The following is a 12006-nucleotide window of genomic DNA, read 5'->3' as shown; positions in this document are numbered from 1 at the left end:
GGGTTCGAGCAGGGCGCGCCTTGTCTCTGAAAAAGGGAATCCCCGCGGATGTTTCCACGGGGATCCGATGGTCAGAGATTACTTGACGTTGGCGCCGACAACCTTGTCCCAGCCCTTGGTGATGACTTCCTTGGCGGCAGCCTGTTCATCAAGCGTCGGGAAGAAAGCCTTTTCGTAGGCTGCTGCCGGCGGCAGCTTGTCGAGGACTTCCTTCGGTACCTTGTTGTTCTTTATCAGATCCTTGAAGCGGGTCGGATGGCAATAGCCCTTGAGGTAACCGATCTGGCCTTCGTCGGAATAGAGATATTCCATCCAGAGCTTGGCGGCATTGGGATGCGGTGCATAGGCGCTGATGGCCTGGACATAGACACCGGCAAGAACGCCCGATGCGGGAACAACGACTTCAACCGGCGGATTGCCCTTGAGCGTATCACGACCGGCGAGGGCGTTATAATCCCAGGTGATGATGATCGGGGTAGCACCCTGTGCCAGTGTGCCTGATTTGCCGATGACCGGAACGAAGTTGCCGGCCTTGTTGAGGTCAGCAAAATACTTCAGGCCGGCTTCGGCAGCAGCGGCACCGGGCTTGGCACCGGTCGATGCACCGGCAGCCTGTACGGCGAGAATGGCCTGGTTGGACGCGCGGGGATCACCGGCAAGCGCCACAGTGTTGGCGTATTCCGGCTTGAGCAGGTCAGCCCAATCCTTCGGGACATTCTTGACGATATCGGTATTCACTTCGAGTGACATGACGCCGTAATAGTCGCCATACCAATGGCCGTCGGCATCCTTCAGTTCGGCCGGGATCGAATCCCAGGTGGAAACCTTGTAAGGCTGTGTCAGGCCGTCTTTCTTGGCATCGGGGCCAAAGGAAAGACCGACGTCGATGACGTCAGGCGCCTGCGGGCCCTTGTTGTCCTTGTTGGCCTTGATCGCTTCGACTTCGTCCTTCGATCCGGCATCCGGATTGAGTTCGTTGACGGTCAGGCCGTACTTTGCCTTGAAACCGGCAATGATATCGCCATAACCACACCAGTCGTGCGGCAACGCGATGGTCGTCAGCGACCCTTCCTTTTTCGCGGCGGCAACCAGATCAGCCGGCGCATCCGCGAACGAAAGCGTGGTGCTTGCGAACAGCAGCGCTGTCGATAGAGAGAGCAAGCGTTTTGAAGAAACAACCATTTTAACACCCCTGTTTAAGCGACAAACGTCATTGGCTCTGTTTTCGACGTTCCTGCCTCCCGATATAGGGCTCTCATGTCAGTTAGATGACAGGCCTGCGAACGTCTTTTGCTGAGCAGTGGAAAGAAGTGAAACATTTTTTTGGTGGCTTAGCAATTCGCGCGTGAGAGAATTATGACAGTGTCCGGACAGTCGGCTGAATTGCTCCCATAACGACAAAAAGATTGGCATGAGCGGCAATTAGCCGAATAATGAATGTCGCATTTGATTTCCTGCGACATGCTCATCCACAAGGACCGGCGGGGGCTCGAAAAATCCGGTTAGCGGACTAACATTATTTTGCAAAAATTCGGGAATCTGCCGCGTCTGGCGGATACCGTGGTACAGCCGTTTTCCGGTGGAATCGCCGTGCTGGATTCGGGTCGCAATTCGGCGCAAATCCTGCTAGAAAACCGGGCATCATGACGATCAAAGATTGTACAATCGCACTGCTGACCGGTGCCCTCGCGCCGCTCGGCGACAAAAAAATACCGAGCGGGATAGCAAAAAAGCGGGTCAACGGGCGGCTCTGGCTTGGCGAGACCGGTTTTGAGGGGGATGCGCAGGGCGATCCTGTGCGCCATGGCGGCATCGAGAAGGCCGTCCACCACTATCCCTACGATCACTATGACAAATGGGTTGCCGATATCGGGGCAATCCCCCTCCTCGAACAGGCCGGGGCCTTCGGCGAGAATATATCGACCACCGGGCTTGATGAGACCACGGTGGCGCTCGGCGATGTATTCCAGCTAGGCGGCGCGCGTGTCGAGGTCTCGCAGGGACGCCAGCCTTGCTGGAAGCTGACCGCGCGTTTCGGCGTCGCCGACATGTCCATGCGGGTGCAGAAAACGGGACGGACAGGCTGGTATTACCGGGTTCTGCAAAGCGGCTATGTCGCGCCCGGTGATACGCTGGCGCTCATTGACCGCACTTCGCCCGAGTGGACCATCCACCGACTGTGGCGCACGCTGTACGTGGACACCATGAACCTCGATGAACTGGCGCAGATGGCCGCGCTGGAACGGCTTCCCGATGGATGGCGCCGCTATGCCGAGCGCCGTCTGGCCACCGGCAAGGTCGAGGACTGGTCAAGCCGCCTCAAGGGCGAACAAGAAGGGCACTAGTGCCCGCCGCCTCCGCCGCCCGAGGCAGCGGGTGCCGGTTTGCGCATGAGCACGGCAAAAAGCGCCAGCGAGGCGAACAGCATCGTCAGGATATAGAAGACGTCCATGAACGACATCAGCGAGGCCTGCTGATGCACCATGCCGGAAATTCGGCTGAGTGCCGCGGACGAGCCGTCAATGCCGTGCGACTGGAAATTCTTGGCCATGCTGGCCATCAGATTCTCCGCTTCCGGATTGCCCCAACGCACCTTTTCGGACAGCTGGGCGTAATGCTTGACACTGCGATCCGTCAAGATCGTGTTGATGACGGCAAGGCCCACGGCACCGCCAAGGTTGCGTGTCAGGTTGAACAGGCCCGAAGCGTTCTTCAGGCGGGACAGCGGCAGGGTGCCGAGCGCCAGATTGTTGATCGGCACCATGCACAGCATCAGCGAGCAGCCGCGCAGAATCTGCGGCAGCAGCAATTCATAGAAGTCCCAGTCGGCGGTGAGGCCGGTCATGGTCCAGGTGCCCGCGGCAAAACCGATGAAGCCGATCATCATCATCAGGCGCGGATCCATCCGGTTGGACAGGAAGCCGGCGACAGGGGCGGTCATGAACATGGCCAGGCCGCTGACGAACAGGGCTTCGCCGATCATCAGCGCGTCATATCCCCGGATGCGGCCGAGATAGAGCGGATAGAGATAGGTCAGGCCATAGAGGCCGACGCCCATGATGAAGGAAAACACCGAGCCGAAGGCGAAATTGAGGTTCTTGAAGGCGCGCAGGTCGACGATCGGCTCCTCGGCGGTGAAGGCACGATAGAAGAACAGCAGCGCACCAAGGACGAGAACGATGGCGAAGAAAAAGATCGTGCTGTCCTGCAGCCAGTCATTGCGCGGACCTTCCTCGAGCACGTATTCGAGCGAGCCGAGGAACGCGCCCATGCCGGCCAGACCCCACCAGTCGAACTTGCTGAACAGCGACTTGTCGCCCTTGTCGAAGTCGATGAGGTTCCAGGCGGCAAAGGCAACGATGATGCCGGGAATGACGTTGACGAGGAACAGCCAGTGCCAGGAAAAGGCGTGGCTGAGATAGCCGCCGACGGTCGGCCCGATGGTCGGCGCCAGCGTGGCCACGAGGCCGATGATCGGCGAGACGATCGAGCGCTTGGAAGGCGGGAAGATGGTGAACGCAGCGGCAAAGACGCTGGGGATCATGCCGCCGCCGATGAAACCCTGGATGGCGCGGTAGACAATCATCTGGTCGATATTGGTGGCCGTGGCACACAGGACGCTGGCTGCGGTGAAGCCCGCCGCCGAAATGGTGAAGAGAACGCGTGTCGACAGGAGCCGGCCGAGGAAGCCGGACAGCGGGATCATGATGACTTCGGCGATGAGATAGGAGGTCTGCACCCAGGAAATCTCGTCGGAGCTTGCGCTCAAACCCGCCTGAATTTCGGCAAGCGATGCCGAAACGATCTGGATGTCGAGGATGGCCATGAACATGCCGAAGACCATCGCCACGAAGGCGATGGCTTTCTTCGGATCGATGTGATCGGACGGCACGGCCGGTGCCGCTGGCTTTCCGCTGATGGTCGTGCTCGACATGATCTCGGGTCCGGTGCTGGTTGTGCTTACTTGGCCGGTGCCGTGCGGGTATCGACGTCAACGATGACGCTCAAGCCCGCCTGAAGCCTGCCGGATGCCAGAATGTCGGCGGGCAGGGCGATGCGAACCGGGACGCGCTGGACAACCTTGGTGAAATTGCCCGTGGCATTCTCGGCTGGAAGCAGCGAGAACACGGCGCCGGATGCCGGGGCAATCGAGGCGACGGTGCCTTCAAACGTGTCACCGGAGAGCGCGTCGACCCGTACCCGTACCTTTTCGCCCGGCACGATGTCCCGCAGCTGCGTTTCCTTGTAATTCGCGTCGATATAGAGCGAATTGACGGGAACGAGGGCGGCAAGCCGCTGGCCGGGGGTGACGAGATCACCCTTCTTGGCCGAGAGATTGCCGACAACGCCATCGAGAGGCGCACGGATGACGGTGAAGGAGAGGTCGCGGGCGGCCTTATCCTTGCTCAGCTGCAGCGAGGCAATCGATCCCTCGGCTTCCTTGTACTGGGCTTCCAGCACACCGACATTGGCGACCGCCGCAGCGATCTGGGCATCGGCGGCAACGAGGTTGGCCTTGGCCTGATCCAGCGCCGCGGTGGCATCGTCGAGCTGGGACTGGGAGGCAAAACGCGTGGCATGCAGCTGGCCGGCGCGGGTTGCGGCGGCTTCCGCATTGGTCAGGACCGCCTGTGCGGCGACCTTGCTGGCTTCGACCTGCTTGACGGATGCTTTGGCTGCTTCCGTCTGGGCCTCGATGCGCAGAAGCGTCAGGCGCTGTGTCGCGATCTGCGCCTCGGCCTGTTCTTCCGCAATGGTATAGTCGCCATTGTCGAGCGTGATCAGCGGATCGCCCGCCTTGACGCGCTGGTTGGCGACGACGTTGATCGTATCGATATAGCCGGTGATCTTGGGCGCAATGGCGGTGATGTCGCCCTGGATGTAGGCGTCGTCGGTCGAGACCATGAAGCGGCCCGTTGTCCACCATTCGTGGCCATACCAGGCACCGGCGCCGACAGCGGCGACAATGATGACGGGCAATATGAAGCGCTTCACCGAGCGTTTTGGCGGTGCCGGGGTCGCAGTGACCACGTCGTGCTGCGGGGCTTCACTTTTCACCGGTGCTTCGGCTTTGGAAGCAGGGGCGGGTGCAGGGAACTGACGAATCTCAGCCTCGTTGGTGGATTTCGGCGCGGACATAGAGAGCTCTTTCTACAGATGTTCAATCTGAAAACTGATTGAACCAATCGGTTCGATCGTTGACATAGCGCAAATGAGAGCGCATATCAAGGGGATCGAACCGCTTGGTTCGAAAAAGAATCGAAAATGAGGAAACTTGACTACTATGTCGTCTACCAAGGCACCCGTTATGGACCCAGGCATGACCGCTTCCGAACGTCCCGGCCGTCTGGCCGCAGGGCAGGATCCCGTCAAACGGCAGCAGATACTGGATGGGGCCAATCGCGTTTTTTCGCAGATGGGTTTTGATGCGGCCAGCATGAATGACATTACCCGCGAAGCGGGCGTGTCGAAGGGCACGATCTACGTCTATTTCAACAACAAGGAAGAGCTGTTCATCGATCTGTGCCAGCAATACAAGGCGGCGCTGTTCGACGGTATCTATCATGCGCTGGAGAGCAACAACAGCGACCTGCGCGAAGCCTTGATCCAGTTCGGCATCTCACTGTCGACGCTGATTACCTCGAATGCTGGTATCCGGGCGCAGCGTGTCATCATCGGGGTGGCGGAGCGCATGCCCTCCATGAGTTCCAGTTTTTACGAAAAAGGGCCGAAAAAGGGCCTCGCCCTGATGCGCGCGCTTCTGGACAAGCACGTCGCGGCGGGATTTCTCGCGATCGAGGATACGGAGCTGGCGGCCTATCAGCTTTCAGACCTTTTCCATTCGGGCCTGCTGCGCCGCCGCCTGTTCGGCCAGATGGAGCAGGAACCGGAGCCGGAGCAGATCCGCAAGACCGTGACTGCGGGTGTCGACCTGTTTCTCAAGGCCTACAAGGCCTGATCAGGCGGTGCCGCAGGCGGCACAGACGCCACGGATTTCGATGGTGGTCTTGGTCTGTTTGAAGCCGTTCTGCGTGGTCCATTCGCGCACCCGCTGGGTGATGATATCATCGGAAAATTCCGAGACCTGCCCGCATTTCTCGCAGATGGCGAAGGCGATCATGCCGTGATTGTGGCTGTGATTGTGGGGATGCGCGCAGGCGACAAAGGCATTGATGCTTTCGAGGCGGTGGACCATGCCGTAATCGAGCAGCTTTTCCAGGGCGCGGTAGACCTGCAGCGGCGCACGGAAACCGTCGCCGCGCAGCTGGTCGAGGATGGTGTAGGCGCTCAAGGGCCCTTCGGCGCGCGACAACGTATTGAACACCAGGGTCTGGTTCTTCGTCAGCTCATGGGCGGTTGTCATTGCCTTCGGGTCTCCTGAACGTACACGTTTAAGTCGCTAGCGCGTGATATTGCCGTAAACAAGTCCGTTTCCGTAAAAATCTGCTGTCTCTAAGATAAGCAGCGGCGTCATCGCCTGCCAGTGGATAAATTAATTTCGTCTGTTCTCAAATTTGCCATTGTTGACTAATGTAATAACATCACATATCGAGACGTCAAGAAGATGCCGGATGGACGTGACCGACCGAACACCGCCGTCCGGAGCATGTGGATAGACCATGACTGACCAATGCCTGACATTCCGTGACCTTACCCTGGGGTATCGCAGTCACCCTGCCGTTCATCATCTGAGCGGTGTGGTCGAGCGCGGTTCGCTGACGGCGGTCGTGGGTACGAACGGTTCGGGCAAGTCGACGCTGATGAAGGGTATTGTCGGTGTTCTCAAGCCGATGTCCGGTTCCGTCGTGGTCGAGAAGGACGTTCGCGTCGCCTATCTGCCGCAGCAATCGGAACTGGACCGCTCGTTTCCGGCGCGGGTCATCGATCTGGTTTCGCTGGGGCTTTGGCCCCGGCGCGGCCTGCTTGGCCGCTTTACCGCCGGTGACCGTGAGCAGGTTTCGCGGGCCCTGATGGGCGTCGGGCTGGGGGGCTTTGAAAAACGTCCCATTGACAGCCTGTCCGGCGGGCAATTGCAGCGCGCCCTGTTTGCCCGGGTGCTGGTGCAGGACGCTGACCTCATTCTGCTCGACGAGCCGTTCAATGCCATCGACGCCAAGACGGTCGGCGATCTCATTGCGCTGATCAAGCGCTGGCACGGCGAAAAGCGCACCATCATGGTCGTGGTCCACGATCTCGATCTGGTGCGGGAGCATTTTCCTGAAACCCTGCTGTTGGCGCGCAAGCCCATTGCCTGGGGTGCCTCGCGGGAGACGCTTCGTCCGGAAAACCTTTTGCATGCGCGGCAGTTCCACGAGGCCTGGGCCGAGAGTGCGCCCTGGTGCGAAGACGATGCCCGATTGTCCGCGACCGGCGGTCATGAACACGATCACGCGCATGATCACACGCATCATGCGCATCATGATGGTCACAGCCGGGCGGGGGGCTGATCGGGATGTATGATTTCCTCATTGCCCCCTTCATCGATTACAGCTTCATGCAGCGCGCCTTGCTCGGCTCGCTGGCGCTGTCGCTCAGTTCCTGCCCTGTCGGCGTGTTCCTGATGCTGCGGCGGATGAGCCTGACCGGCGATGCCATGTCGCACGCCATCCTGCCGGGAGCCGCCGCCGGTTTCCTGCTCTACGGCCTGCAGATCGTGCCGATGACCATCGGCGGGCTGATCGCAGGGGTGATCGTGGCGCTCGGCGCCGGGGCGGTGTCGCGCTTCACGATCCAGAAGGAAGATGCCTCGATGGCGGCCTTCTACCTGATATCCCTTGCGCTGGGGGTGATGATCGTTTCGCTGCGCGGTTCGAATGTCGACCTGATGCATGTGCTGTTCGGCACGGTTCTTGCGCTCAACAACGAGGCGCTGAGCCTGATCGGCCTGATCTGCGGCGTCAGCATCGTGACCCTCGCCATTTTCTGGCGCGGCCTGGTGGCCGAGTGCCTTGATCCCCTTTTCCTGCGTTCGGTCAGCCGCATCGGCACGCCCGTGCATTTCATCTTCCTGGCGCTGGTGGTGCTCAATCTCGTCGGCGGCTTCCAGGCGCTCGGGACGCTGCTGTCGGTCGGCCTGATGATGCTGCCTGCCGCCGGCGCGCGCTTCTGGACGACCCGTGTCGGCCCGATGTGCGCGGTTGCAATCCTGATCGGGATGATATCCTGCGTTGCAGGCCTGCTGATTTCCTATCATTTCGCCCTGCCGTCCGGCCCGGCGATCATCCTTTCCGCCGGTGCGATGTATATCGCGTCCATTCTCATCGGCTCACGCGGCGTTCTCAGCAGCCGCATGCGTTCCCACCGCCACAGAACCGCCTAAACCTCGATAAAGGAGACTACCAATGCGCAAAGCTCTTAAACTCGCTACAACTCTGAATGTTATACTGTTACTGTCTGCGGCTTCTTCCACCGCTTTTGCGGCTGACCTTAAGGTTGTTTCCAGCTTCTCCATCATCGAGGATTTTGCCAAGAACGTCGGCGGCGACAAGATTTCGCTGACCAATCTGGTCGGCCCGAACGGCGACAGCCATGTCTATGAGCCCAAGCCGTCCGATGCGGCGGCGCTGGCAAAGGCGGATGTGGTTCTGGTCAATGGTCTTGGATTTGAAGGTTTCCTGCCGCGGCTGGTCGAGGCCAGCGGCACCAAGGCGCCCATTGTCGAACTGACCAAGGGTATCGAGCCCCTCAAGGCGCAGGAAGAGGAAGAGGGCCATGCGGAGGCAGGCGCAGAGCATCACCACGATCACGGTGCCTTCGACCCGCATGCGTTCCAGTCGATCGCCAACGCCAAGATCTACGTGAAGAACATCGTCGATGCCTTCTGCAATGCCGACAAGGCGAATTGCGATACCTACAAGAAGAATGGCGCGGACTATACCCAGAAGCTGGATCAGACCGAGATCGATGTGAAGGCCGGTATCGCCGCCATTCCGGAGGCCAAGCGTCTGATCATCACCTCCCACGATGCATTCGGCTATTTCGAGCATGCCTATGGGCTGAAGTTCCTGGCGCCCGAAGGTCTTTCAACGGATGCGGAGCCGTCCGCGGCCGATGTCGTCGCGCTGATCAAGCAGGTCAAGGAAGACAAGGCCTCGGCGATCTTCGTCGAGAACATCACCAATCCGCGCCTGATCGAGCAGATCGCCAGCGAGACCAAGCTGAATGTCGGCGGCACACTGTTTTCCGATGCTCTGTCGGAGCCGGGCGAAGGCGCCAGCACCTATATCGATATGATGCACCACAATATCAGTGCCTTCAAAAAGGCCATTCTCGGCAGCTGATCGGCTGCGCCGGAAAAAGCGGGGGATGACTCCGCTTTTTTCATTGGCAAGAATGTAATGTTATTACATTATCTCAGCGAACTCCCACGACGCATAAGGAACAAGCATGTCACGACATCTGAAGAAAGTTTTGCCCCTCGCCATGGTCTTCGGCTTTGCCGCCTTGCCTGCACTGGCCAATGAGCAGACCGCCTGGCGCGTTTTCGTCTCGGACCATGCTGAGCCGACCATCCGCGTGCTCGACCCGCGAACCGGCGGGATTATCGATACGTTCAAGGTGAAGGCGCCGGCCGGCCTGTCGCTGTCCGACAGCGGGAAAACAATATTTGCCGTGCAGCGGGACGGCGGCGAGGTGGCGGTCCTGTCGACCGGCATTGCCGTTGAGGACCACGGTGCCCATGGCGATCTCAAGGTCGAGGCGCCGAAACTGCTCGATCTGAAACTGGAGGGCCAGCGTCCTTCGCACTTCGTCGATCACAACGGCAACATCGCCCAGTTCTTTGACGGCGATGGCGTGGTGAAGGTCGTCAGGGAAAGGGATGTGCTTGCCGGAAAAGCCGATGTGCGCAGCATCAAGCTCGCGTCACCGCATCACGGCGTTGCCGTCTCCTATGGCGGCACGGTGCTGGTGACGGAGCCGCATCCGCAAAAGCCGGTGGATGAACTGCCCATCGGCATCAAGGTTCTCGGCGGCGACGGCTATCCCGTCGGCGCGCTACACGCATGCCCTGACCTGCATGGGGAAGCTTCGTCCGGCAATATTCTGGCTATCGCCTGCAAGACCGGACTGCTTCTGGTCAAATCCGGCGCGGATACGCCCGAGATCAACCATCTCGCCTATGCGACATCGCTGCCGGATGGAAAGATCACCACGCTTCTCGGCGGCAAGGGCCTGCAGTATTTCCTCGGCAATTACGGCCCGCAGGCGGTGGTGCTGGTCGAACCAGGCAATGCCGAACCGTTCCGCCGGATCGAACTGCCCGCCCGCCGCGTGCATTTCGCCGTCGATTCAGCGCGCCCGCGGTTCGCCTACATCTTCACCGAGGACGGACAGCTGCATCAGCTGAATGTTATTACCGCCAAAATCGAAAAGTCGATCAAGCTGACGGAACCCTACAGCATGGATGGTCACTGGAGCCTGCCGCGGCCGCGCATTGCTGTTGCCGGTGACGAGATCATCGTCAGCGATCCGCTGAAAAGCCGCCTGCACGTGATCAAGGCGGCCGCCTTCGCGAAGGACCGCGAGATCGCGCTCGAAGGCAAGCCTTTCAATGTCGTGGCCGTCGGCGGCTCCGGCGAAGTTCACGACTGACGTTATCCGGCCTGCTGCGGCCCTCGCGGCAGGCCATTGCAAGAGGGCAATAGCCATGCACAACACAGCCATACCCAACCGTCTTCCGGTCACGGTGCTCTCGGGCTTTCTCGGAGCCGGCAAGACCACTTTGCTCAACCATATTCTCAACAATCGCGAGGGGCGGCGCGTTGCCGTCATCGTCAACGATATGAGCGAGGTGAACATCGATGCCGCACTTGTACGCGACGGCGGCGCCAATCTTTCGCGCACCGATGAACAATTGGTCGAAATGACCAATGGCTGCATCTGCTGCACCTTGCGCGACGACCTGCTGCAGGAGGTGGAAGCCCTGGCCAAGCAGGGACGTTTTGATTATCTCCTCATCGAGTCGACGGGCATTTCCGAACCCTTGCCCGTGGCGTCGACCTTCGATTTCCGCGACGAGAACGGCCGCAGCCTGTCCGATGTGGCAAAACTCGACACCATGGTGACCGTGGTCGACGCGGCGAATCTCCTGAAAGATTACGCCTCGGCGGATTTTTTGAAGGACCGGGGGGAATCGCTCGGTGATGCCGACAACCGGACGCTGGTCGATCTGCTGGTCGACCAGATCGAGTTTGCCGACGTCATCATCCTCAACAAGATTTCCGACTCGTCTCTCTATGACCGGGACCTGGCGCGCAAGATCATCCGCGCGCTCAACCCGGATGCAAAACTCATCGAGACGGATTTTGCCGATGTGCCGCTTAACGAGGTGCTCAATACCGGCCTGTTCGATTTCGACAAGGCGCAGGAGCATCCGCTCTGGTTTAAGGAACTCAACGGCTTTGCCGACCATGTGCCGGAAACCGAGGAATATGGCGTCCGTTCTTTCGTCTACCGGGAGAGGCGTCCGTTCGATCCGCAGAAGCTCCATGCCTTTCTCGACAGGAACTGGCCCGGTGTCATCCGCTCCAAGGGGTTCTTCTGGCTGGCGACACGGCCGGATTATGTCGGCGAACTCAGCCAGGCCGGTGCGCTGGTGCGGGCGGAAAAACGCGGGCTGTGGTGGTCGTCGATCCCGCGCAACCGCTGGCCGGAGCATCCGGAATGGCTGAAATCCATGAAGCCCTACCTGCACAAGGTCTGGGGCGACCGGCGGCAGGAGATTGTCTTCATCGGCGTCGATCCGATGAATGAAGTGCACCTGCGGGCACAGCTGGATGCCTGTCTGGTGGACGCGGATGAGTTCACGCCGGGCAAGTGGGAAGACCTGTTCGACCCATTCCCGAGCTGGGTCCGGCAGGCCGCCTGATTTCGGCCGGACTGATAGGGTTATCGCTTGGGCACCGCACGACAGACACGACAATCATACCGCTGGGACCATAGGCCAAATCCAGCGGGTCGTGTTGCTGGACGATGCTCCATTCCCGTCCCGGGGTCAGCCGGGAC

11 protein-coding genes are annotated in these 12006 nt (G+C 59.9%); 7 read left to right on the top strand and 4 right to left on the bottom strand.

Annotation, left to right across the window (positions count from 1 at the left end):
• Nucleotides 1–78 precede the first annotated feature (78 nt).
• Nucleotides 79–1182 carry an ABC transporter substrate-binding protein gene (locus ACIQWS_RS21415; protein ID WP_223612458.1) on the bottom strand — a complete coding sequence of 368 codons (1104 nt, stop codon included), beginning with the start codon at nt 1180–1182 and terminating at the stop codon, nt 79–81.
• 461 nt (nt 1183–1643) lie between these two features.
• On the opposite strand from ACIQWS_RS21415, the gene ACIQWS_RS21410 reads away from it, so the two are divergent.
• Nucleotides 1644–2345, top strand: coding sequence for an MOSC domain-containing protein (locus ACIQWS_RS21410; protein WP_403184081.1), 702 nt, complete (start codon nt 1644–1646; stop codon nt 2343–2345).
• On the opposite strand, the gene ACIQWS_RS21405 is transcribed toward ACIQWS_RS21410, so the two are convergent.
• The gene (locus tag ACIQWS_RS21405; RefSeq protein WP_403184079.1) at nt 2342–3934 is read right to left on the bottom strand and encodes a DHA2 family efflux MFS transporter permease subunit; all 1593 of its coding nucleotides are present in this window, start codon (nt 3932–3934) and stop codon (nt 2342–2344) included. The genes ACIQWS_RS21410 and ACIQWS_RS21405 overlap by 4 nt on opposite strands.
• Nucleotides 3935–3960: 26 nt before the next feature.
• Entirely contained in the window at nt 3961–5139 is a 1179-nt protein-coding gene (locus ACIQWS_RS21400) for an HlyD family secretion protein (RefSeq protein WP_346307182.1), read from the bottom strand.
• Nucleotides 5140–5320: 181 nt separating this feature from the next.
• Here ACIQWS_RS21400 and ACIQWS_RS21395 point away from each other — a divergent pair, with 181 nt between their 5' ends.
• Entirely contained in the window at nt 5321–5959 is a 639-nt protein-coding gene (locus tag ACIQWS_RS21395) for a TetR/AcrR family transcriptional regulator (RefSeq protein WP_346307181.1), read from the top strand.
• On the opposite strand, the gene ACIQWS_RS21390 is transcribed toward ACIQWS_RS21395, so the two are convergent.
• Nucleotides 5960–6364 (bottom strand): Fur family transcriptional regulator, encoded by a 405-nt coding sequence (locus ACIQWS_RS21390; RefSeq protein WP_223612462.1) that lies wholly within the window; start codon nt 6362–6364, stop codon nt 5960–5962.
• A gap of 256 nt (nt 6365–6620) precedes the next feature.
• Here ACIQWS_RS21390 and aztA point away from each other — a divergent pair, with 256 nt between their 5' ends.
• From aztA to zigA, 5 genes are all read left to right on the top strand, one after another.
• Nucleotides 6621–7448, top strand: a complete 828-nt coding sequence (gene aztA, locus ACIQWS_RS21385; RefSeq protein ID WP_403184075.1) for a zinc ABC transporter ATP-binding protein AztA — start codon at nt 6621–6623, stop codon at nt 7446–7448.
• 5 nt (nt 7449–7453) lie between these two features.
• Entirely contained in the window at nt 7454–8320 is an 867-nt protein-coding gene (gene aztB, locus ACIQWS_RS21380) for a zinc ABC transporter permease AztB (RefSeq protein WP_223612464.1), read from the top strand.
• Between the two features lie 22 nt (nt 8321–8342).
• Nucleotides 8343–9281, top strand: coding sequence for a zinc ABC transporter substrate-binding protein AztC (gene aztC / locus ACIQWS_RS21375; RefSeq protein ID WP_403184072.1), 939 nt, complete (start codon nt 8343–8345; stop codon nt 9279–9281).
• A 106-nt stretch (nt 9282–9387) separates the two neighbouring features.
• The gene (gene aztD, locus ACIQWS_RS21370; RefSeq protein ID WP_403184070.1) at nt 9388–10593 is read left to right on the top strand and encodes a zinc metallochaperone AztD; all 1206 of its coding nucleotides are present in this window, start codon (nt 9388–9390) and stop codon (nt 10591–10593) included.
• A 70-nt stretch (nt 10594–10663) separates the two neighbouring features.
• The gene (gene zigA, locus ACIQWS_RS21365) at nt 10664–11869 is read left to right on the top strand and encodes a zinc metallochaperone GTPase ZigA (protein WP_346307208.1); all 1206 of its coding nucleotides are present in this window, start codon (nt 10664–10666) and stop codon (nt 11867–11869) included.
• Nucleotides 11870–12006: the final 137 nt, after the last annotated feature.

Source organism: Phyllobacterium sp. NPDC097923, assembly GCF_044760925.1.
GTDB classification, from domain to species: domain Bacteria; phylum Pseudomonadota; class Alphaproteobacteria; order Rhizobiales; family Rhizobiaceae; genus Phyllobacterium; species Phyllobacterium calauticae.
Note: the sequence above shows the minus strand (reverse complement) of the source record. Positions and strands in the feature narration are given on the sequence as shown.

What these genes read in the sequence shown, in the direction of transcription:
- ACIQWS_RS21415 (WP_223612458.1), bottom strand. Translation starts at nt 1,182, where the DNA reads ATGGTTGTTTCTTCAAAACGCTTGCTCTCTCTATCGACAGCGCTGCTG.
- ACIQWS_RS21410 (WP_403184081.1), top strand. Translation starts at nt 1,644, where the DNA reads ATGACGATCAAAGATTGTACAATCGCACTGCTGACCGGTGCCCTCGCG.
- ACIQWS_RS21405 (WP_403184079.1), bottom strand. Translation starts at nt 3,934, where the DNA reads ATGTCGAGCACGACCATCAGCGGAAAGCCAGCGGCACCGGCCGTGCCG.
- ACIQWS_RS21400 (WP_346307182.1), bottom strand. Translation starts at nt 5,139, where the DNA reads ATGTCCGCGCCGAAATCCACCAACGAGGCTGAGATTCGTCAGTTCCCT.
- ACIQWS_RS21395 (WP_346307181.1), top strand. Translation starts at nt 5,321, where the DNA reads ATGACCGCTTCCGAACGTCCCGGCCGTCTGGCCGCAGGGCAGGATCCC.
- ACIQWS_RS21390 (WP_223612462.1), bottom strand. Translation starts at nt 6,364, where the DNA reads ATGACAACCGCCCATGAGCTGACGAAGAACCAGACCCTGGTGTTCAAT.
- aztA (WP_403184075.1), top strand. Translation starts at nt 6,621, where the DNA reads ATGACTGACCAATGCCTGACATTCCGTGACCTTACCCTGGGGTATCGC.
- aztB (WP_223612464.1), top strand. Translation starts at nt 7,454, where the DNA reads ATGTATGATTTCCTCATTGCCCCCTTCATCGATTACAGCTTCATGCAG.
- aztC (WP_403184072.1), top strand. Translation starts at nt 8,343, where the DNA reads ATGCGCAAAGCTCTTAAACTCGCTACAACTCTGAATGTTATACTGTTA.
- aztD (WP_403184070.1), top strand. Translation starts at nt 9,388, where the DNA reads ATGTCACGACATCTGAAGAAAGTTTTGCCCCTCGCCATGGTCTTCGGC.